This is a genomic window from Desulfotignum phosphitoxidans DSM 13687, assembly GCF_000350545.1.
GTDB classification, from domain to species: Bacteria; Desulfobacterota; Desulfobacteria; order Desulfobacterales; family Desulfobacteraceae; genus Desulfotignum; species Desulfotignum phosphitoxidans.
In genome coordinates this window covers 25,367-47,883 of sequence record NZ_APJX01000004.1, presented here as the reverse complement: position 1 = coordinate 47,883, position 22,517 = coordinate 25,367, and the positions used below count along the sequence as shown (strand labels likewise).

The window sequence follows — 22,517 nt, the reverse complement described above, 5'->3', positions numbered from 1 at the left end:
GTAAGCATGAAATATCAGGCACGCAACACGGATGAATCATCCATTCACAGGACCGGGAAGGGGTCATGATACCATTTGTAAAAAAAATTGTCACGTTTTCAGATATCGCTGTCATTGCTGAACGTCTTCGTGGGGAGGGGAAAACCATTGTCTTTACCAATGGATGCTTTGATCTGGTCCATGCCGGGCATGTCACATATCTGTCAGCCGCCGCTGAATTGGGGGATGTCCTGGTTTTAGGGCTGAATTCCGATGTGTCTGTCAAAACCATTAAAGGGGAAAAACGTCCGGTCATCAATCAGGATCAGCGGGCCATTGTGGTGGCGGCCCTTCAGATGGTGGATTATGTGGTGCTGTTCGATGCACCCGATCCGTTGACTTTGATTGAAAGGATCTGCCCGGATGTGCTGGTGAAAGGGGCGGACTGGGCGGAACATGCCATTGTGGGCGCGGATGTCGTCAAGGCCCGCGGCGGACGGGTGGCACGGATCGACCTGGCGCCGGGCATTTCCACCACAACCATTATCCAGCGCATCGGCGCATTGTATGGCAGGGAAACACCGTGAGATCCTTTCCTGGACCCAAAATGACATTTTCCCATTTATCAACCTGCTCACATCTGGTTCACGGGGTGTTTCCCCGCAAAGGCGGGGTGAGTCGGCCGCCCTTTGATTCACTGAACGTGGGGTTCAGCACGGGAGATGATCCGGCCGCAGTCATAGAAAACCGGCATCGGATTCTGTCATGGTTACAGATGCCCCGGGCCGTTTTTTTAAACCAGGTCCATGGCAAAGAGGTCCTGGTGCTGGCCGGAGACGAAAAAATCGATGCAGATCTGTTCTGGGAACCGGGTCATCCCGCAACCAGAAAGGCGCTGACTGCGGATGCCGTGGTCACCGATCTGACCCAGCTGGCCCTGGTGATCCAGGTGGCGGACTGTCAGGCCGTGATGCTGGCGGATCCTGAAAAAAAAGTCATTGCCAACGTGCATTCCGGATGGCGGGGAAGTGTGAAAAATATCATCGGGCAATGTGTGGATGTCATGATCGAGCGATTCGGGTGTGATCCAAAGCAAATTCTGGCGGGGATTTCACCCTCTTTAGGTCCCTGCTGCGCCCAGTTCATCCATTATCAAAAAGAGATACCTGAACGGCTGTGGCAATATAAATCTCAGGATCGGCCGTATTTTGATTTCTGGGCCCTTTCTTTTGACCAGTTGACTGCCAGAGGCGTGACCCCGTCCCATATTCTGAACATGAACCAGTGTACCCGGTGCCGTGCGGATACGTTTTTTTCCTATCGAAAGACCCGGCAAACCGGGCGGTTCGCCTGCGCCATCGGTTTGATCTGATGTATGAAAAGAATGGCGGAGCAGGGGCTTTTTCACGTTGACTTCGCTGAAAGCATATGATATTTGCACACAGATAAATTGATCTTTGAACAGCCATTGACCGCTTGCTAAACAAGGCATTTGATGAAAAAAGAAACCGGTAAAACCATCAGAGAATTAGGCTATTTTGCCAGCCTCGGCATGTCCGTGGCCCTGTCGATTTTTATCGGTCTCGGCCTGGGTCTCTGGCTGGATAAGAAATTTGATACAAACCCGGTCCTGATGTTTGTGGGATTGATCATCGGGATTATTGCCGGATTCAGTAATATTGTCCGGGCCGGGAAAAAAGGAAAAAATTATTAAATGCAGGACCTGACAAAAATTGTGGATATGGTCACAAAATGCAACTGGTTGCTGTTGATTCTCGTTGCCATGGTGTCGGTGATGATCACTGCCACCTCGTTTTATCTGGGCGTGGTGGCCGGCGGATTGATTGTGGCCGTCAATTTTCATCTTTTGAAACGTACCATCCAAAAGGATATCCGACCCGAGAAGGTCATGGAAAAAGGACGGTCCCTGACGGGGCGTGTCCTTATAAAGTATTACATCCGGTTCGTTGTCAGCGGTCTGCTGATTTTTCTGCTGATATCGAATCACGTCGTTCATCCGCTGGGGCTTCTGACAGGTCTGTCAGTGGTGGTTGCAAGCGTGTTCCTGGTGACAGTGCTTGTGGTGACAAGATTATATTTTAAGGAGGCGGTATAAGGTGGAACATCCGTATTTATTTCTGACATCTGTATTTGGACTGTTTGGATTGGAAGAATGGGCGGCAAGTCATCCGCATGTGACCTATATGTGGCTGGCCATGCTCATTTTAATTGTTTTCGGCTGGCTGGCGGGCAAAAGCGTATCTCTGGTGCCTGAAACCGCTCAGAATGTGTTTGAGGTGCTGATTTCCGGCATGGAGGAGTTCGTGGTCAGTATCACCGGAGAAGAAGGCCGTAAATCCTATCCATTGCTGATTACCATTTTTCTTTTCGTGCTGGTGGGCAACCTCATGGGACTGGTGCCGTCCCTGTATCCTCCCACGGCCAGTGTGAATACCACCATGGCCCTGGCATTGATCGCAGTGGGATGGAGTCATGTGGTGGGGGTCTGGCATCACGGGTTCAAATATATCAAGCATTTTCTGGGACCGGTTCCTTTAATGATCCCTTTGTTTCTCCCCATTGAGCTGATTGCCCACATGGCCCGGGTTCTGTCTCTGACCTTTCGTCTGTTTGGAAACATGATGGGGCATGAACTGGTGGTGCTTATTCTTCTGATGCTGGGCGGCATGTTTCTGGCACCGTTGCCCGTGATGGCCATGGGCGTTTTCGTGGCCCTGGTTCAGGCGTTCGTGTTTTTTCTTTTGTCCACCATGTATATTGCCGGTGCCATTGAAGAAGCACATTAATATGTTTTTTTTGCGGGAAATGGAAGAAGCCCGTTTGGTATAACGTCACGTTTGTTTAACTTTTAAGGTAAGAAGGAGTCAAAAATGGAATTTCTTGTAGGTAGTGTATGGGCTGCAGGTCTGGCCATCGGTATTGCGGCATTTGGTTGCGGCATCGGACAGGGCCTGGGTTTGAACGGCGCAATGAGCGGTATTTCCAGAAACCCGGAAGCAGCCGGTAAAATTCAGGTGAACATGCTGATCGGTCTGGCTCTGATCGAGTCTCTGTGTATTTATGCACTGGTTGTGTCCCTGATCCTCATGTATGCGCATCCGGCACTTCAGGCTGCGACTGCTGCGATTGGCGGACATTGATCCGAATCACAGAAGTTAACATGAAATAGTTCAGCAAAAAGGTGCAGGGCGCAAGTCCTGCACCTTTTTGTTTTTCTGCTCAAGGAGGGAAAAGATGCATCAGCCAACCATTGAGTTTTCAGCTGTATCCGATGACACGGCCCAGCATTCGAGACGGTTTTACCGGGTGCCCGTCAATGACGATTCCGTTGTTTCTTTTTTCATCTCCGATATCGGCCACAGGGTATCAGAGATCAGCCAGACGGGGATTGGCCTTGTTCTTGAGAACAACCAGACCTTTGAAGTGGGAGAACGCCTGGATGCCTGCCGTTTGCATTTTGATGATATCCGTTTGAACGATCTGACCGGGCGGATTGTCCATTGTTCTCCCCATGACGATCTCTGGAAATTCGGTATTCAGTGGATTGACATGAGCGATTCACAAAAACAACAGATGGAAGATCTGTTTTCCAGACTGAAAAAACGGGTGCTCGCATCGATACCGCCGTCAATGCCAAAACAAACAGGCAGAGAAAAATGAGTCAGAAAAAAGATATTATGGGAAAAATTCTGGCATGTGATGACGGGGACGATGAAAATCTGACCCGGGAACTGGATTGCCTGATCTACCGCAGTGACCCTGGAGACACCAGCGGCGATATGCCCGCACCCGGCCCCCCGACGGATTCCTGGAAAGTGACCAAAGACAATGTATCCGTGCAGGTATGGGAGAGCAGCGGCAGAATCAGATTACGCCTGTCGTTGGGAAAAGGCCGATTGATCTCCATGAAACAGATTGCCGGTATTGCCGTGGATGCGATTGTCAAAGAGTTGAAAAAGGAGGATTCGAGGTGATTATCGTCTGTCCCAAATGCAGTAGAAAACACAAAGTCAGTCCGGATGCAGTAAAACCCTACATTCAATCGGGTAAAAAGCTGTTTGCCACCTGCAAAGCCTGTAAATACCGGTTTCCTGTTTTGATCGATTCTTTGAGAGATCTGGAACAAAGTGCTGAACAGCCGATATTGGAACCCAAGATCCGGGCCAGGAAAATCTGTGTGACTTTGAGCAAAGGCGGCGTCGGGAAAACAACCACATCCGTGAATTTAAGCTGCGGTCTGGCGCTCACCGGGTACCGGGTCCTTCTGGTGGATACCGACACTCAAGGCCAGTCGGCGTATATGTTGGGAAAAAAACCGGGAGCCGGTCTGACGGAACTGCTCACCGGAGAACTGACACCCAATGAGTGTATTCTTGAGGCCAGGAAAAATCTGTGGCTTCTGGGCGGGGGGAAATCTCTGGCCGGGGTGAAGCGCATCATTGACCGGAAAAGTTATGGTGCCGAGTGGGCCCTGTCTGAAGCCCTGTCAAATCTGGACACCCAGTATGATTTTATCATCATGGACACGGCTCCTGGATGGGATCAGTTGATCGTCAACGTGCTGTTCTATGCCACCGAGGTTCTGGTGCCTGTGGCTTTGGAAGTGATGCCTCTTCATGGGCTGTCCGAGTTTTTGAAAAGCCTGGGATCCATCCAAAAATACCGGAAAGAGATCGAACTCAAATACATTGTACCGACATTTCTAGACACACGGATCAAGGGACCCCAAACCCTTTATAGTCAATTGAAAAAATTGTATCCTGATAAGTTATGCGCCCCGATTCACTACAATGAAAGCCTGGCAGAGGCCCCGTCTTTTGGCAAATCAATTTTTGAATTTGCGCCCGGATCCAGGGCCTCAGCCGATTATCGGGAGCTGGTAAGAAAAGTCAGCATGAATGACAAGGCCTTTTCTTAAAAGCCGGTGTCACAACCGGGAAATATCTTCGGTGGTGATCACTTTGATTTGATGTTTCTCCAGAATTTCAAGGGCTTTGTCATGGTCGTCGAACCGGAAAACCATGATGGCGTTCTTGCACTGGGGATTGGCAAACGCATACATATATTCCACATTGACATTCTGCATCCACAAAGGATCCAGCACTTTGTTGAGCCCTCCGGGTTCATCCGATACCTCCACGGCCAGCACCTTGGTTCTTCCCACGGTGAATCCTTCTTTGCGCAACGCCTGTTCCGCTTTTTCATTGTCGTTGACAATGAGCCGCAGCACCCCGAAATCCGTGGTGTCGGCCAGAGACAGGGCCCGGATATTCACATTTGCATCCCTTAAAATGGCGGTGACTTCCGCCAGACGACCTTCCTTGTTTTCAATGAATATGGATATCTGTTCGGCAAGCATGTCAGTCTCCTTTTTAAAAGTTACGTTTATCAATGACCCGAACGGCTTTGCCCTGGCTTCGCTGAATGGTTTTGGGTTCCACTAGCCTCACCTTGGCGGTGACGCCCAGCATCTCTTTGATATCATAGGCGATTTTGTTTTCCATGGTCTGAAGGCTTTTGATGTCGTCACTGAATACCTTTTCGTTGATTTCCACTTTCACGGTCAGGGTATCCAGATTGCCTTTTCGATCCACTTCCAGCTGGTAATGGGGGCGGATGGTCTGATTTTCCATGAGCACGCTTTCGATCTGGGACGGAAACACATTGACTCCCCGGATGATCAGCATGTCATCCGTGCGCCCGGCCGGTTTGGTCATGCGGACAAAGGTCCGGCCGCAGGCACACGGGGTCGGGTTTAAAGAGGAGATGTCCCGGGTGCGGTACCGGATCACGGGAAACGCTTCTTTGGTCAAAGAAGTGAACACCAGTTCTCCGGATTCGCCATAGGGCAGGACCTCACCGGTTTCCGGATCGATGATTTCCACAATAAAATGGTCTTCAAATACATGAAGCCCTTTTTGTTCTTCTTTGCATTCAATGGAAACCCCGGGGCCGATGATTTCACTGAGCCCGTAAATATCCACGGCTTTGAGATGAAGCTTGGATTCCAGTTCCTGGCGCATGTTTTCCGTCCAGGGTTCTGCGCCGAAAATCCCGGATTTGAAAAACAGATCCTTGAAATCCACCCCCATGTCATCGGCCACTTCCGCCAGATGAAGGATATAAGACGGGGTACCGCATAAAATCGTGGGTTTGAAATCTTTCATGATCGTGATCTGGCGTTTGGTATTGCCGCCGGAAACCGGAATCACGGACGCCCCCAGCCGCTCCGCCCCATAGTGGGCCCCTAAGCCGCCGGTGAACAATCCATACCCGAAAGCGTTGTGGATAATGTCCCCGGCACCGGCACCGGCCGCAGCCAGGCTCCTTGCCATGAGACTGGCCCAGGTGTCCACATCCCGGCGGGTATATCCCACCACCGTGGGCTGGCCCGTGGTGCCGGAAGAGGCGTGGATTCTCACCACCTGTTCCATGGGAACGGCAAACATGCCGTAAGGATAGTTGTCCCTTAGATCCTGCTTAATGGTAAAAGGAACATGTTGCAGATCCTTAAGCGACTGGATATCTTTGGGGGTAATCCCTGCGTTGTCAAATTGTTGCCTGTAAAACGGCACCGTGGCGTACACACGGGCAATGGTCGTCTGTAACCGCCGCAACTGAATGGCTTCCAGGCCCTCCCTGGGCATGGTTTCAAAATCAATATCAAAAATGGGCATGGGGGGTTCCTTTTTTGCAAACATGCGCTATGCCCGGCTGAAATCGGCCGGGCTAGTCAAGTGTTCCTTTGAATTGGGGTTTTCGTTTTTCAAGAAATGCAGCCGTGCCTTCTTTTGCATCCTCACTGGCCATGGTCAGGCCGAAGGCATCATTTTCAATCCGGCATCCGGTTTCCAGATCCACATTGGTGCCGTTGTGGATCACTTCCTTGGCGGCCCGCAAGGATGCCCGTCCCCGGGAGGCGATGACACCGGCGGTTTTCATCACCGTGTCCATGAGTGCTTCCGAAGCACAGACCTGGTTGACCATGCCGAATTCATAGGCCTGCTGGGCCGTGATGTTTTTGCCGGTAAACACCATTTCCCTGGCCCGGTTGGTTCCCACCAGGCGTGCCAGGCGCTGGGTCCCGCCGAATCCCGGGATCAGGCCCAAAGTGATTTCCGGCAGCCCGAACACGGCTTTTTCAGATGCATAGATAAAATCACAGGCCAGGGCCGCTTCAGACCCCCCGCCCAGGGCATATCCGTTCACAGCGGCAATGGCCGGAATGGGCAGGTTCTCGATTTTTGAAAACACGTTCTGTCCTTTTCTGGAAAATTTTTTACCCTGGAGCGGGGTCATGCGGCTCAGTTCCACTATGTCCGCCCCTGCGACAAACGCTTTTTCCCCGGCTCCGGTGAGCACCAGCACCCGGATATCGGCATCGGCCGCCACCTGGTCCAGGGCCTGGTCCAGTTCGTCAAACAATTGATTGTTCAATGCATTCAATGCCTTGGGCCGGTTGAACTGTATCAGGGCAATGTTATTTTCCTTGGTAAAAATAATGGTTTCAAAAGACATGATCATATCTCCTTTTTTGCTGACGGTTGAATTTCAGGTTTATGGATCATAATTGCCGTGGATTGGTTGCATCCACATATTTCTGGACCCCCGTGGCAATGGCGTCACACAGGTCATCCTGGTAGGCGGCATTCAGCAGCCGCTCACATTCCAGTCTATTGGATACAAATGAGGTTTCAACGAGAATGGCGGGCATGCGCGCGCCCAAAAGCACATAAAACGGGGCCTGTTTCACACCCAGATCTGTGATGTTTGAATATTTTTTTTTCATTCCCTGAACCAGAGACTGATGAACGTCATTGGCCAGGCGGGTGGATTCACCGATTTTGGCGTGTTTCATTAAATCGCTTAAAATGAATTCAAGATCGGAAATATTTTTCTTGGACGTGGCGTTTTCCCGGGCCGCCACGGCAATGGCCTGTTCATCCGTGGCCAGGTTCAAAAGATACGTTTCGATGCCGGCCAGATTTTTGTTTCGGGCCGCGTTGGTGTGCAGGGAAATAAACAGATCGGCCCGCTGGGTGTTGGCGATGGCCGTGCGTTCTTCCAGCGTTAGTTTTTTATCACGGTCCCGGGTGAGAATCACGGTACAGCGCAGCCGGTCCCGAAGTTTGTCCGCCAGTTTGTGGGCCAGTTTCAGTACAATGTCTTTTTCCCAGACCCCTTTGGCATAGCCCGGTGCGCCGGGATCACTGCCCCCATGGCCCGGATCGATCACGATTTTATGTACGCCCAGGGCCAGCTGCCGGGCAATATCCGAGGATTTGAGATTGTCCGTGGTCATGGGGCTGGTTTTGAATAATTTTTCTGTTTGCGCCGCCATTTGAGAAGCCTGACCCGGATCCGTGGCGCTGTTGTCGGTCCCCCAGACATCAATGACAATCCGGAAAGGGTCATTCAAAGAAAATATTTTATAATTTTCAAAAGACTTGATATCCACCACCACCCGGACGGTATGGGGTAAAAACTGACCGGCCCGGGCCTGCTTGAGCAAATTGTCGTTGATGGGGGTATGTTCCGATACCCCTTTCCCCAGAAGGGCCTGGGGAATGTCCACGTACAGCCGCTGAAACGGGATGTTCAGGTCCGGATCTTTTTTGAGAAGATGATGGGAAAATGACCGGTCCTGATCCGCATTGATGACGATGCGGGTGTATTCCGGGTTGGACCAGAACCTCAGATCCGTGATATAGGCGTCCGGGCCGGTTTTATCAGAACCAAGGTCATTTTTTTGGACAGACCGGTTTTTTTCCGAATCCGGGGATAAATCCTCTAAAACAGCATCAATGTCGGCAGTTGGCTGCGCCACAGTCACAGTCTGCTTTGCTGTGTCCGCGGGGTTGGTATCATCGGCTATTTGAGAAAGGCGTTCTTTTTGGGTTTCCGCTTTTTTGGAACGGATATGCCGGGGAGGATGGGCTTGAGGATCCGGATTTTCCGAAAGCGCTTTAAGCTGGGATGCCGCGCGTTCGTTGTAGGCGGACGATGGATATTTATTCCGGATTCGCACCAGCAGGTCAACGGCCCGGGTTCGAAACATGGTGTCATCGGACAGGGTAAACAACTGCAGATAAAGTTCAGATGCCCGGTACATGCCGGCCGGGGCCCAGGTGCTCTGGGGATGGGTTTTGTAGATGGCTTCATAAAGGTGGATGCAGTGCAGCCATTCCGAGACTTTCTGGCGTTTGACCGGTGAATGGCGCAGTTCTTTGAACGCGGCATCCGCCGCCAGGTATTCCTGTCGGGGAGCCGTTGCCATGGCGGTTTCCATGAAACCTGCACAAAACAGGGACATGCAGATCATGGCCCCCGCAAGTGTCAAAGATTTACGGCATATCTTATGCAATCGCCAAAAGGGCATGAATCAGATACCTGCCTTTTTTTTCATGTCGTTTAAAAAATTCAAGCCGTCCAGGGGGGTCATTCCGGAAATATCCACCTGTTTGAGCATCTCCACCAATTCGGTTTCCTTGGGGGTGAACAGCTCCATCTGTCCATCAGCGATATTTTTTTTTCTTCGTTTTCCGGAAGCGGGTTTTCGAACATGCGGTTCATGCGGTATCTGCCTGGGATCGGTTTGTTCAATTGCGGTCATGATCTGTTTGGCATCTTCTATAATTTCATGGGGAACTCCGGCCAGGCGGGCCACCTGAATGCCGTAGCTTTTGTTGGTCCCCCCTTTTTTCAGCTGCCGCAAAAAAACGATATTGTCGTTGAATTCTTTGACCGCGATATGAAAATTTCGTATCCGGGGATGGGTGTCCGCCAGCCGGATCAGTTCGTGATAATGGGTGGCAAACAGGGTTTTGACGCCTTTTCCGGCCAGATCATGAAGATACCGGGCCACGGCCCAGGCAATGCTCATGCCGTCATATGTGGAGGTCCCCCGGCCGATTTCATCCAGAATCACCAGGGACCGGGGGGTGGCATTGTTCACGATGTTGGCGGTTTCCTCCATTTCCACCATGAACGTGGACTGGCCGGCGCTTAAATTGTCCAGAGCCCCCACCCGGGTGAAGATCCGGTCCACCAGGCACAAAGACGCGTTTTGCGCCGGCACGAACGCCCCCATCTGGGCCATGATCACAGTCAGGGCCACCTGCCGGAGCACTGTGGATTTTCCGGCCATGTTCGGGCCGGTGATCAGCAGAATCTGGTTTTGTTCATTGTCCATATCAATGGAGTTGGGTACATACCGTTCGCCGATGATCAGTTTTTCCACCACCGGGTGCCGGCCGTGGGTAATGGCAATGCGGCCCTGATCATTGATTTCCGGGCGGGTATAGCCATTTTCCGATGCGGTCCGGGCCAGGCCCTGGAGCACATCCACAGTGGCAATGAAATCCGCCATTTTTAAAATGGTCACGGCATTGTCCACCACCTGGTCCCGCACCGAACAAAACAGATCATATTCCAGGGCGTTGCGTTTATCCTGGGCGGACAGAATTTTGGATTCCACTTCTTTCATTTCATCGGTGATAAACCGTTCCGCATTCACCAGGGTCTGTTTTCGAATATAATGATCCGGTACCTGGGGGGCTTGCGTTTTGGAAACTTCGATAAAATATCCGAATACCTTGTTGTATTTGATTTTCAAAGAAGACAGCCCGGTTTTTTCCTTTTCTTCGGCCTGGGTTTTGGCAATCCAGGATTTTCCATCTCTGGAAACGGATACCAGCTCGTCGAGTTCCGGGCTGTAGCCATCGTTGATCAGGCCGCCTTCATTGAGCACATGGGGCGCATCCTCCCGGATGGCCGTGTCGACAAGACCGGCCAGATTGCCCAGCTGTGCCAGTACCGGTGTCAGATCCTGGACCCGGCTGCCGTTGAGCAAGGGATGGTCCAGACGGTTTAAGGTGGAAAATAATTCCGGCAGACAGAGCAACGAGTTTTTCAATGCCAGCAGGTCCCTGGCATTGCCCTGGCCCATGGACACCTTGCTGCCCAGACGTTCCAGGTCATACACGGATTTGAGAAGGGTGATCAGCGTCTTGTGAAGATGGGGGGCATCCATTAACATCTGGATCGCTTCAAACCGCAGTTCGATCTCTTCCCGGTTCACCAGAGGATGCCGCAGCCAGGTTTTGATTTTACGGCTGCCCATGGCCGTGGCGGTCTTGTCCAAAATTGAGATGAGCGATCCTTTTTTGTCCCGGGTCTGGAGGTTGGCCAGCAGCTCCAGGTTCCGGCATGTCCGCTCATCCAGTTTTAAAAACTGTTCCAGATCATAGGGGCAGATCTGAAAAATATGGGTGGTATCCTGCATCTGGGTGTCCTGGACATAAGCCGTCACGGCCCCGGCAGCACTGATGGCCGCCGGCATCTGATCGATACCGAATCCGTTGAGCGTGATGGTGTTGAATTTTTCAATCAAACGATCCCTGGCATCTGATTCCCGGAAAATGGATGGAGAAAGGTATGTGATCTGGCGGCCGGTCAGGGCCTGGCGAACAGAGCGAAACGCCGGATCTTTTTCCATATGTTCCGGCAGTAGAATTTCTCTGGGATCCAGTTTGAGAGCTTCATCTATCAGGGCATTGGGTATACCGGCCCCTTTTTTAAGGATTTCGCAGGTGGTGAAAGTGCCCGTGGAAATATCCAGACAGGCCAGGGCGGCCCGGTCCCGGATCATGGAAAGGGCGATCAGAAAATTGTTGGTGGTCTGATCCAGCAATGTTTCATTCAGGATCATCCCCGGCGTGATGACCCGGACCACTTCCCGTTTCACCAGGCCTTTGGCTGCGGAGGCCTCTTCCACCTGGTCGCAGACCGCCACTTTGCATCCGTTTTCAATGAGCCTGGCAATATAGGTGTCAGCGGCCCGGTAAGGAACACCGCACATGGGCACGGGGGCATCCTCGTTTTTGTTTCTGGATGTCAGTGCGATTTCAAGGATGGCAGCGGCTTTTTTGGCATCTTCATGGAACATTTCATAGAAATCTCCCATCCGGTAAAAAAGAATGGCATCCTTGTATTGTTCCTTGATGTCCAGATACTGGGCCATCATGGGGGTTTGTCTGGGCTCGCTCATGGATGGGTGTTAAAATGTACTATTCCTTGGGAGTTGATGGGGCCGGATCCGGGTCGTCTGATTGGGTGGGCTCCGGCGGCGCTGGCAGATCGGTTTCAGGTTCTTTGGTGTCGGACAGCCCTTTTTTAATATAAGGATCATGAAGAAATACATCCAGACGGGCCTGCAGGTCGGTGTTCAACGCTGTCAGTTCCGAGATCTGTTTGTCTTTTTTCTTGATTTCTCTGCCCAGGCCGAACGCCGTGCCCAGTCCCTTGATCCCTGTGATCAACAGGCCCAGACCCAGGCAGATTCCCCAGAACGCCCAGTTGGGCAGTTCCGGTGCGGTCCAGCCGGTGAATTTCAAATTCAGGGTCAACATTTCTTTTGAGGTAAAATAATCGATGTTCTGATAAATCAAAAGTCCGGCCAGCCCAAGGATGATCAGCAGAATCAAAAATTTAATGGTTTTCATTCATTGTCTCCAAAAGATGTTTCAATCGTAAAAAATTTAAGTTGGGGTGATCATAGTTCAATTTATTTTTTTTTTCAAATTTTCTTTTGGTTCTCAGGCGTGTCATTCCATAAAAACCGGATTTATCACATTGACGTTGTCACGCCGGGGAAAAAGGGTCCAGTTCAGCGCGTCTGCCTGAATATGGGCCGGCACCTCGATACAGGACAGATGCAGGTGGGGGGGCAGCACCGATCCTGTGGCATGGGTATCAGCGGTTTGAGCAATGATCTGTCCCGCCCCAAGACCCGTGCCGGGTGTGATCTCGTTACAAACAGACAAATGGGAGTAGACTTCCAGAATTCGGGTGCGCTCTGACACAAAGGCTTGCGGTGCCACCACCAGGGTGGTGCCCAGAAAATCATCGCAGATGTTGAGCACGGTTCCCGATGACCAGGCCGGCACCCGTGCGCCTGCAGGAAGTTGCCGGATCGGTCCGGTTCCTGTTCGGTAAAAACAGATATCAATGCCTTCGTGGGCCGCAGGGCGGGTTTTAAAATCCCCCCACCATTTACGCTTGCTTTCCGGCAGCATTCCCGGATGAAACACCCATTCAATATCAGGCCCCAGGCAGTTGGCCGATGCCATTGCCGCCAGGTATTGTTTGAAATTAGACATCAGGCAGGTTTAAGAATGATTTTATGCCCCATCAGATTGATGTCTTCAATAATGCCGGATACCTCCTGCTGTTCCCCCAGCAACCCTCTGAGAATGAACCGGTGTTCACCGGCCGGGGTGATGACGGCCACGTTTTCCATGATCAACGTTTCTGCGCCGTTTTCCTTTAAATATACATTGGATTCACACATGATACGATATATCTCCATTTGAAAGTGTCAAAAATAAGCGTACAACGTACAACAGTTGCTATCATAGCATTGTCAAGGATCGTGACGCAAGCGCTCAAAAGAAAAACAGCCCGGCAGCGGCCAGGCTTATTAAAACCGCGACGGCAATGATGAGCAGATATTTCCGGCGGGATGGTTTTGCCGGTTTTTGGGATGGCTCTTCAGTCAGATGGGTCCGTTCTTTTTTGAGAATGGCTTTGGATGCCGGCCGGGGGCGTGAAGCGGGGGGAACAGGTTTGGATTGTGATTCAGAGACCGGTTCAGGCCCGGGGTCTTTGTGATCAGAAGAAAGCTCGGTAACACTTTGGTTTGTATGCGGTTCCGGAAACCGGGAAATGGACAGTTCCCCGGCACATTCATCAATCACTTGTCCGGAGATCTGTTCAAGGTTTTTCACATACCCGGTGAGCAGGGCATGGTCACAAAGGATATTGATTTGCCGGGGCAGTCCCCGGGAAAACCGGTGCACCCGTTGTATGGCTTCCGAAGAAAAAAGCGGTTTGGAGGTGCCGGCCACCTGAAGCCGGTATTGGATGTATTCCCGGGTTTCTTCAGGGATCAAGGGCTCGATGTGGTAATTCAGGGTGATCCGCTGGGTCAGTGCCTTGTTTGCCGGCCGGGTCAGATGTTCCCTTAATTCCTGCTGTCCCACCAGAAAGATATGTATCAGGCTTTGGCCGTCTTTCTCAAAATTGCCCAGAAGCCGGATTTCATTGAGTAGCGCATCCGTGAGCACCTGGGCTTCATCAATGACCAGCAACACTTTTCTTTTTTTGGCGGCTGCATTGTTTAAAAATTGTTCAAACCCAAGCAGAAATCGGCTTTTGGTGACAAACAGGGTGTTATTTCCAAAAGATGCGGCAATATAATTAAAAAAATCAATGCCGCTCATGCTGGGATTTTTGATGGCAGCCCGGATCACTGTGCGATCCAGAGATTTGAACAATGCATTGATCAACGTGGTTTTTCCGGTACCTGTATCCCCGGTCAACAGCACCATGCCGGTATGGTCATCCACCTGGATGCCGTATTTGAGCATGGCAATGGCTTCCCGGTGTTTTTCTCCCAGCCATAGGAATGTGGGGTCCGTACTGATCTGGAAGGGGCTGGTCCCAAGTCCGTAAAATGATTTGTACATAACCGCCTTTTGCCGTTTGACGTCATCAATAGAAATTTAAAATTTACCAAGGCCCCCATCAGAAATCAAGCTGAAAACACGCTATTCCTTTCCCAGGCACTGGATCACGGTGCGGATCTGATCCGGGTCAAACCATGCCTGATGGGTGGCGTTCACTTGAATCCGATCCACATGGCCCCGGATATAGGTGCGCAGCTGGGGAGCGAATTTTTCATTCCACAAAAAAGAATCCAGAATAACGGCATCCCCATGATACGGCATGGGGATATAGGATTCATAGGCTTTCCAGAAAGCATCTTCCATGAGGCGCATCTGCAGGTCTTCGGGCAGGGTCCGGCCCGTGGCGGCATACAGTCTCTGGCGCCGGGCATCCAGCTCCAGGGAGACCCGGTGAAATTTTTCCCGCGTCTTGGGTACTATTTTTTTTAACAGGTATCGGATGCCGAACCGGCGCATGCCTTTGATATGGTGCCCCACAAAGGCGGACACCCCTTTTTTCTGCCAGAACTCATCGATCAATACCAGTTTTTCAACCGTTTTGCCCATGCTCGATATCTGGGTGGCGATTTCAAAAGCAGTCACGGCATACCGGCAGAATCCGATGATGATATACGGCCCGGTTGGCTGTACCCGCATGATTTCCCGGACGTTCTGCCGGGCGATTTCCCAGATGTCCAAAGGGATGATGCGTTTTTTTTCCATGCGGTGGGCCAATATGGTCACCCGGTAAAACGGATGTCCGTCCAGGTCCTGGTGCCGGAACGCCGGAATATTTTCGTCCGTGCCGGCAACAAAAAAAACAGGGGTGCGGTCACCCCGGGTCTGGATGGAATCAACGCTGCTCAACTGGATGTCCGCATTTTTTTCTTTGATCAATCCGGCCATGTCTGAAAACAAAGGATTGCGAAACACGGCCAAAACCGGCAATGACAGTTTGAATTCCTTTTCAATGGCAGTGATCAACCGGATGGCTGTCAAAGAAGATCCGCCGGCATCAAAAAAATGGGTGCCCGGGTCGGTGAGCGACATATCAAGAATTTTTTCCCAGATAAATTTCAGTCGTCTCCCATGATCAGATTCAAATAAAGAAAGCGATGTGCGTTCTTTCCCGGTATCTGATAAAAATGGATCCGTGTCGAACAAGGGCCGGACAATGCCGCCAGTCTGCCCGGCCAGGGCCTGGTAATCGGTTTTGCCTGAAACGGTCCGGGGAAACTCTTTGACAATGGCGACGGCGGATGGACACATATATTCGGGCAGCCGGGCACAAAGCCAGGATTTAAAGGCCTGGACATCAAAATCAGCGGGCCCGGAAGCAGGCCGGGCTGCAAGGGGATTTAAAACAATAAATGCAATGGTTCTCACATGACTGTCGGTATTTTTTTCCACGGTGACGGCACAGTCTTCAATTCCGGGATACAGGGTGGCGGTTTTTTCGATTTCGCCGGGTTCCACGCGGAATCCCCGGATTTTCACCTGCCGGTCCATTCGTCCTTTAAAAACAATCTGGCCGGACGGGGTAAGTAATGTCCGGTCCCGGGTTTTGAAAAAAAGTGTGTCTTGTCCGGCATCTGCAACCGGAACGAACCGGTCCCGGGTCAATTCGGGGCGATTGAGATATCCTCTGGCCGTTTGCGGGCCGCCGATATACAGCTCGCCAGCAACGCCGAAAGGCGACGGCTGATTGAAATGGTTTAAAATACACAGATTGACGTTTGGAAACGGACGGCCGATGGGGACTTCACCGGTTTCTTCCGATTTCTGATCCAAATCGGCAAAGGTCACGGCCACAGTGGTTTCCGTGGGGCCGTATGTGTTCACCAGCCTGACAAAGCCCGGGGCGTGTCTGCGCCATTTTTCAACCCGCTCAGGATCGGCTGCATCCCCACCGATGATGACCAGCCGCAATGGGTCGGGAATACGCAGGGTCTCCAGGCTGTCCGTGAGCATATGCCAGTATGCCGTGGGCAAATCCACAATAGTGATTTGTTCTTTGGCGCAATATGAGAAAAATTCCGATGGGGTGTGGACAATGTCCCGGGGTTTGATGACCAGGGATGCCCCGGAATACAGGGCCGGAAAAATCTCTTCCACGGAGGCGTCAAAACTGATGGAAGCAAATTGCAGGATCCGGTCACTGGGTTGAATTTCATAAAGATCCGCCGCGGCTTTGGTGAAAGATGTCAGAGACGCGTGCTCAATGACCACCCCTTTGGGAAGGCCCGTGGACCCGGAGGTATAAATGATGTATGCCGCATTTTCCGGGGCCACCGGGGTTTCCGGATTGGTTTCCGGCATGTTTGCCACCCCCGGCAGATCCCTGTCCATTAAAATCGGAACCCCATGGGTTGACGGCATTTTTTCCCACAATTTTTCAGTGGTGGCGATAAAGTCGGGTTCAGCATCCGCCAGGATATGCCGGAGCCGCTCTTCCGGACATGTGCGGTCCACGGGAATATAACAGCAACCCGATTTCAAAATACCCAAGAGCAAACCAATGGTATCAGCGGTCTGAGGCAAAAATACCAGGACTTTTTTTTCCGGTGCAGCCCCTTGTGTTAATAGATAATGGGCCATCTGGTTGGCGGATGTGTTGAGCTGATCATATGTGACCTGTTTCCGGGAATCCTTGACCGCAGTCACCGTCGGGTTGAAGGATGCCTGAATTTCAAACAGATGGTGAATACAGCTGTTGGGCCTGGCAAATTTTTTCCGGGTATTGAGTTTTTCCGCAATTTGATCCTGTTCTTTCCGGGTGAGAACCGGCAGGTCTGTGAGCGGCGCATCCGGGGCTTCAGCCGCTGATTTCAGGCAGGTTTGAAAATGGAACAGGATCTGTTCAATGGTGTCGGATGTGAATTTGCGCTGATCATATTCAATGCTGATCTGAAGCGTATCCGTTCCCTGGACGGTGAGAAATATGCCGGCCGGAGTCCGTTCCAGCAGCGCGATATCTTTGCAGGCCATGGGTTTTTTATACGGGGTCAACGCGGCATCCAGCGACTGGTAGTCATAGGAAAAATAAATTTCAGACAAAGGCTGGCTGCCTTTGATGGGGCTGCATGCCTGAATTTCTGCCAATGGCATATGCTGGAACCGGCGCACCTGGTTCCAGTTTTTCCGGATATCTGAAACTAGGTTCACCAGGGACTGCTGCGGATCGATTCGGATTCTGACCGGCAGGGTATTGATATACAGGCCGGTTTTTTCCTGGCTGTCCGGAATAAAGTGGCGTACCGATACCGTGGCCCCGAAAAGAATATCTCTGCGCCCGGTATAATGACTGAGTAAAATGGCCCAGGCCCCCATCAGAAATGTGTTCAGGGTTAAATGGTTTTTCCGGCAAAGCTGTTTGATTTTCCGGGTGGTTTCTGCGGGCAGACCGGTCTGGTTCAGACCGGTGGTCAAGGGGATGGCGTGCTGCTGTCGCCGGGCTTCCGGCCGGTTTTTTTCCGTGCGCTGGAAAGGAAACACCATGGGAGACGTGAACCCTTTGAGCTGACGGGTCCAGAATTCTTTATCCGATTGATCGGAGGGGCGGTTTAACCAGTTGATATAGGTTTTGAATGATCCGGATTTTTTCAGCTGAATTTCGGGATCCTGGTACACCGCAAACAGGTCTTTGAGGATGAGCACCATGGATCGGCCGTCGGCAATGCAGTGATGAAAACTCCAGATGCAGGTGAAAACACGGGGGCCGGTCTTTATCAGGGCGATTCTGAAAAGCGGGGGGTTGTCCAGTGAAAACCCCAGACGCCGGTCCGCCTTGAGAAACATGTCCAGGTATTCTTTTTTTTCAAATGCGGCAAACCGGCTCCAGTCATTGAATTCGATTGTTACAGCCGGCACGGGGGCAAAGAATTGTCCGGGGGCCTCCAATCCTTTCCAGGCAAAGCCTAAGCAAAGCGTACTGTGGCAGGCAATGACCCGGTTCCATGCATCTGAGAATCGATCCGGGTCGATCGTTTGATACATGTCAAACACCACCTGTTCCACATAACAGCCGGCCCCCTGGGGGGCTCGCAGCGTTTCCATGAGCATGGCGTGCTGCATGGGCGATACGCTGAAACGGCCGGTATCCAGAGCGTCTTCCAACGGTGTGTCCGGGTGTTTCAAACAGGTGGTGACAATGCGGGAAAATTGTCTGGAAACAGTTTCCATCTCCTGGGGGGAAAATGCGGCGGTCCGGTATTTGAACCATCCGGTGAGCCGGGTTTTTTGTTCATACAGCTCCAGGGTGAGATCCACGTTTGTGGCAGGCGGCTGAATCATCAGCCGGTCGCAAAGGTTGCCGGGAATGGACAGCACGGGCAGATCCATGGTCTGCATGAGAAAAAGAGCGTTGAAACAAGGGGCGCTTTGTCCCTGTTCCCGGCAGAATCGGGAAATTCGATAAAATGGAATGTGCCGATACTGCATCAGGCCGTGTAAGATGTTTTTCAGCTGGTTCAACAATTCAATAAACGTCTGGTCCGTGCGGATGTGATGTCTGACCACCAGGGTATTTATGAAAAAACCAATGGTTTTTTCCGTGTCTGTCTGGTCTCGACCGGCATGGGCAATCCCGGTCACCTGGTCTTGTTCACCATGGAAAAGAACAAGGGTCAGGTGGAAACATAAGAGCAAGACCGCAAAGGGCGTGGTATGATGTGCAGCTGCCAGAGATCTGATATCTTTCAGATGTTTTGCATCGATGTGGATGGGGCAGGTGGCAGCGGTAAAATCGGTTGGATCGATCTGGACGGGTTGCGGCAGGTTTTTCAAATAAGGTTCAAAAAAAGGACGTGCCGCATCCCAGTTCTGATCATCGATTTTCAGCCGCTGGGCCACATATTCGAGAAAATCGGTCCCGGGCCGCACATGTTCTGACATGGTTCGCCCGGATGAGGCCGGGGCCGTCATATCCGAATAAACCCCATTGATATCTCTGATGAACAGCCCGGCAGACCATCCGTCAAAAATAATATGGTGAAACACGAAACAGACCAGTGCCCGGCCCTGGTCATCCGGAAATAGCGCGGTTCTGAACAGCGGGCCGGCTTCCAGATCAAAGGGGCGGGTGATCTGGTTTAGCAGCAGTTCCATGATATCCGGATTCAGTTCAGACCCGATGTTTTCAGGCAAGGCACAGGGCAGGGTCTGATGGATGAAATCCAGTTCAGTGTTTCGCACGGCCTGGCAGGGATGATCGTCTGCCATGTACGCCACAAGGTTCAGGGCCGGGTGGTGCCGGGCCACAAAACCCACGGCCTGCTTGAAGATTGCCGGATCAATATTTCCCTGAACCGCATACACCAGAGGGATATGATACACGGATGTCCCCGGGTGAAGTTTTTCAAAGACCCAGATCAGGTGCTGGTCTGCCAGAAGGGGAAGGGGGCCCTCCCCAGGGCTTGAACACCGCGGGATTTCCGGGGAGTCTGTCCGGACTGCCTGGGTTTGGTCTGGCTGATGTCCCTCCGGCAGGGCAAGGGACAGATGGTCGGTAAAATCCTGAAGTACCGGATGGGTGAACAAGGTGTCCAGTGTCAGGGCCGTGCCAAAGGCCTGGTTGATTCGGGACAGGATTTTGACGCCGGCAATGGAATCTCCCCCCAGCAGCAGAAAGTGATCGTCCAGGGACAAAGCCTCCTGTTTCAGTACCTGCTGCCATATCTGGCGCACCTGTGTCTGCAGATCCGTCAATAAAGGGGGCGGGGCAGCAGGGCCAATGTCAGAGACAGGATCTGCCTCCGGTTCAAAGTCATTTCCTGCGATCAGCATGGCCCTGTCGATTTTTCCCCGGGAAGTTTGGGGCAGGGCCGGCAGGGAGATCAGTACATCCGGCAGCAGGGCTCTGGGCAGTTTTTCAGCCAGAAAGTCCATGAGCCGGGCCTTGTCAGGATCGGCATTGATATAGGCTGTCAGGCGCTCCTGTCCATCCGGATTTTTTTTAAGCACCACAGCGGCCTGACTGATGCCGGGAAAAGCCGTGATCACCTGTTCAATTTCCCCGGGTTCCATGCGGATGCCCTTATATTTGATCTGAAAATCGATTCGTCCTGAAAACATCAGATTACCGTCATCCAGCCACATGCCCAAATCCCCTGTTTTGTACATCCGGCCCCCGGGGGAGTCCATTGGGAAATCTGAAAACGGGTTGGGAACAAATTTCTGGGCTGACAGTTCTGGATCATTCACATATCCGTGCGCCACCTGGATGCCGGCAATGCAGATTTCCCCTTTTTCTCCTTTTGCCACGGGCCGGCCACCGGGATCCAGCACAAAGATTTGAAGATTGGGAACCGGTTTGCCGATGGGGGTGATTTCGTTTTCCGGCAACATCATTGGCACGGGATACAATGTAGCGCAGACCGTGGCTTCGGCCGGTCCATATCCATTGATCAGGCACAGATCCGGGTGCCGCTGTTTGATTTGATAAAGCAATCGGGCTGAAATGGCGGATACGCCGGTGAGCAGCCGTTTCAGGCACATGGGAAACACAGGGGCCCGGGCCAGATCCGCAATCATGAACGGCGGGATATACGCGGAGGTGATTTGGTTGTCAATCAGATATTGAATAAACGCGTCGGCATCAAACCGGACCATGTCATCGGGAATGAACAGGGCGGCCCCGGACGTCAGGGCGGACCAGATTTCATACACCGACACATCAAAGTTCAGGCTCGACCACAGGGAACAACGGTCCCCGGGGCTGATGGGCATCAGTTGATCAAATGCCGCCAACAGGTTGACCAGAGCCTGATGGGGGATGGGAATGCCCTTGGGTGTGCCCGTTGAACCGGATGTATGGATGATATAGGCAGGGGATGCCGGGTCACAGGGGGATGCTGAACCGGATAGTTCCCTGTTTCGACAGGAGATGCCCGGGCCGTTTTCCCCTGCATCGTTCTCAAGGAGATATTGTCCGGTTTTCAGAATTTTTACTGGAATTTCCAGTTCCGGGCTGAGCCGGTGAATCAGATCCGGTAAAGTGATCACCTGGGCCGGGTTGATCCGGTGGATCATCTTCCGGGTTCTTTCCGCCGGGTCATTGATATCCAGGGGAACATAGGCTGCGCCGGTTTTGAGAATGCCCACAGCGGCAATCATGAACGCAATACCAGGCGGCATAAACACAGCCACCCGGTTGCCGGACAAAGTTTCGTCGGTTTGCAGTTCTGCTGCCAGCCGGTCGGATTCGCAGTCCAGGTCTTTGTAAGATATTACATGATCCCCATGGACCACGGCAGACTGTGTTGGAAACTGCCCGGCTATGGCGCTGAATTGCAAGTGGAGGCATGAGCTTGTCACAGACCTTTGTTGGGTTGATTTCTCGGTCATGGTGTCTCTTTTCTGATCAAAAGGCCGGTGGTGGATACCAGGATTCTGAGGGTCAGGGGTTTGTCCGCAGTGATGAATGTGGCCGAGCCATACTCGGCATCCACCAGAAATTTTAAGGCCGCAAACCGGTGCCGCAGTTCGAACAGGTCCAGGGGTTTTTCCCGGGACAAAGCATACACGGTGCGCTTTTGGGAAATTTCCTGCTCTAACCGGGTGTAACGGCCCGATACCCGGTCCAGCTCATACAAGGTGTGCAGTCCTAGGAAATTGGCAACCGGCTTCCATTTAAGAATATGGGCATCCACATACAGTTGATCCCCGGCCAGAACAAAGGTTTTTTTACCGCCTTCGGGCATGTGAAACCGTGCGATGAAGCGCTGGTTTTCCATGGGGTCGATTTCCACGACCGCAGCCAGGGTCTCCGTGGTCAAAGCAAGATATCCCCGGGTGGCGATACTGATGGTGCCGAACAGGGCGAACAGACAGATCATGAGCAGGGCGGTCACAAAATGCAGGGCCGGAGAGAACAGTCTCTTTTTTTTCAGGGACCAAAGAGTGGCCCCAAGAAAAACAATTCCCAGAAGTGCCGAGGCCAGAGCCGCAATCACCAAAGGATCTTTTTGGATAATCATGTCTGCTCATCTCCGGTGTGTCAAGGGGTCTTTC

Annotated in this window: 20 protein-coding genes; 9 read left to right on the top strand and 11 right to left on the bottom strand. The window is 52.0% G+C overall.

What is annotated here, in order from left to right:
• The first annotated feature begins 65 nt into the window (after positions 1-65).
• From rfaE2 to DPO_RS09875, 9 genes are all read left to right on the top strand, one after another.
• Positions 66-566: a D-glycero-beta-D-manno-heptose 1-phosphate adenylyltransferase gene (gene rfaE2 / locus DPO_RS09915; RefSeq protein ID WP_006965735.1), complete on the top strand. Its 501-nt coding sequence runs from the start codon at positions 66-68 to the stop codon at positions 564-566.
• 20 nt (positions 567-586) lie between these two features.
• A complete protein-coding gene (gene pgeF, locus DPO_RS09910; protein ID WP_006965734.1) occupies positions 587-1,351 on the top strand; it encodes a peptidoglycan editing factor PgeF in 765 nt (254 codons plus the stop codon).
• 123 nt (positions 1,352-1,474) lie between these two features.
• On the top strand, positions 1,475-1,693 hold the full coding sequence (locus DPO_RS09905; protein ID WP_006965733.1) for an AtpZ/AtpI family protein: 219 nt from the start codon (positions 1,475-1,477) through the stop codon (positions 1,691-1,693).
• Positions 1,694-2,095, top strand: a complete 402-nt coding sequence (locus tag DPO_RS09900) for an ATP synthase subunit I (RefSeq protein WP_006965732.1) — start codon at positions 1,694-1,696, stop codon at positions 2,093-2,095.
• A gap of 1 nt (position 2,096) precedes the next feature.
• Positions 2,097-2,786 carry a F0F1 ATP synthase subunit A gene (gene atpB / locus DPO_RS09895; RefSeq protein ID WP_006965731.1) on the top strand — a complete coding sequence of 230 codons (690 nt, stop codon included), beginning with the start codon at positions 2,097-2,099 and terminating at the stop codon, positions 2,784-2,786.
• Between the two features lie 84 nt (positions 2,787-2,870).
• Positions 2,871-3,140: an ATP synthase F0 subunit C gene (gene atpE, locus DPO_RS09890; protein ID WP_006965730.1), complete on the top strand. Its 270-nt coding sequence runs from the start codon at positions 2,871-2,873 to the stop codon at positions 3,138-3,140.
• Between the two features lie 94 nt (positions 3,141-3,234).
• Positions 3,235-3,660, top strand: a complete 426-nt coding sequence (locus tag DPO_RS09885; protein ID WP_006965729.1) for a PilZ domain-containing protein — start codon at positions 3,235-3,237, stop codon at positions 3,658-3,660.
• Positions 3,657-3,974: a hypothetical protein gene (locus DPO_RS26045; protein ID WP_006965728.1), complete on the top strand. Its 318-nt coding sequence runs from the start codon at positions 3,657-3,659 to the stop codon at positions 3,972-3,974. The genes DPO_RS09885 and DPO_RS26045 overlap by 4 nt, the downstream gene beginning before the upstream one ends.
• Positions 3,971-4,918, top strand: a complete 948-nt coding sequence (locus DPO_RS09875) for an AAA family ATPase (protein WP_006965727.1) — start codon at positions 3,971-3,973, stop codon at positions 4,916-4,918. Before DPO_RS26045 ends, DPO_RS09875 begins: the two co-directional genes overlap by 4 nt.
• A 9-nt stretch (positions 4,919-4,927) precedes the next feature.
• Here DPO_RS09875 and DPO_RS09870 read toward each other — a convergent pair whose 3' ends face one another.
• The 11 genes from DPO_RS09870 to DPO_RS23890 all read right to left on the bottom strand — a co-directional run bounded on the left by DPO_RS09870 (position 4,928) and on the right by DPO_RS23890 (position 22,483).
• Entirely contained in the window at positions 4,928-5,359 is a 432-nt protein-coding gene (locus DPO_RS09870) for an ACT domain-containing protein (protein WP_006965726.1), read from the bottom strand.
• A gap of 13 nt (positions 5,360-5,372) precedes the next feature.
• A complete protein-coding gene (locus DPO_RS09865) occupies positions 5,373-6,677 on the bottom strand; it encodes a phenylacetate--CoA ligase family protein (protein WP_006965725.1) in 1,305 nt (434 codons plus the stop codon).
• A 52-nt stretch (positions 6,678-6,729) separates the two neighbouring features.
• Positions 6,730-7,518: an enoyl-CoA hydratase-related protein gene (locus DPO_RS09860; protein ID WP_006965724.1), complete on the bottom strand. Its 789-nt coding sequence runs from the start codon at positions 7,516-7,518 to the stop codon at positions 6,730-6,732.
• 46 nt (positions 7,519-7,564) lie between these two features.
• Complete coding sequence (locus DPO_RS09855) at positions 7,565-9,277, bottom strand: N-acetylmuramoyl-L-alanine amidase (RefSeq protein ID WP_236609939.1); 1,713 nt, start codon at positions 9,275-9,277, stop codon at positions 7,565-7,567.
• Positions 9,278-9,382: 105 nt separating this feature from the next.
• Complete coding sequence (mutS, locus tag DPO_RS09850) at positions 9,383-12,049, bottom strand: DNA mismatch repair protein MutS (RefSeq protein WP_006965722.1); 2,667 nt, start codon at positions 12,047-12,049, stop codon at positions 9,383-9,385.
• A 19-nt stretch (positions 12,050-12,068) separates the two neighbouring features.
• Entirely contained in the window at positions 12,069-12,503 is a 435-nt protein-coding gene (locus DPO_RS09845; RefSeq protein ID WP_006965721.1) for a LapA family protein, read from the bottom strand.
• Positions 12,504-12,605: 102 nt separating this feature from the next.
• Positions 12,606-13,160, bottom strand: a complete 555-nt coding sequence (locus tag DPO_RS09840) for a M23 family metallopeptidase (protein ID WP_006965719.1) — start codon at positions 13,158-13,160, stop codon at positions 12,606-12,608.
• The gene (locus tag DPO_RS09835; RefSeq protein ID WP_006965718.1) at positions 13,160-13,351 is read right to left on the bottom strand and encodes a CooT family nickel-binding protein; all 192 of its coding nucleotides are present in this window, start codon (positions 13,349-13,351) and stop codon (positions 13,160-13,162) included. The genes DPO_RS09840 and DPO_RS09835 overlap by 1 nt, the downstream gene beginning before the upstream one ends.
• Positions 13,352-13,445: 94 nt before the next feature.
• On the bottom strand, positions 13,446-14,528 hold the full coding sequence (locus tag DPO_RS09830; RefSeq protein WP_006965717.1) for an AAA family ATPase: 1,083 nt from the start codon (positions 14,526-14,528) through the stop codon (positions 13,446-13,448).
• Between the two features lie 81 nt (positions 14,529-14,609).
• Complete coding sequence (locus DPO_RS09825) at positions 14,610-21,851, bottom strand: non-ribosomal peptide synthetase (protein ID WP_006965716.1); 7,242 nt, start codon at positions 21,849-21,851, stop codon at positions 14,610-14,612.
• Positions 21,848-22,483 (bottom strand): hypothetical protein, encoded by a 636-nt coding sequence (locus tag DPO_RS23890; RefSeq protein WP_006965715.1) that lies wholly within the window; start codon positions 22,481-22,483, stop codon positions 21,848-21,850. The genes DPO_RS09825 and DPO_RS23890 overlap by 4 nt, the downstream gene beginning before the upstream one ends.
• Between the last annotated feature and the right edge of the window lie 34 nt (positions 22,484-22,517).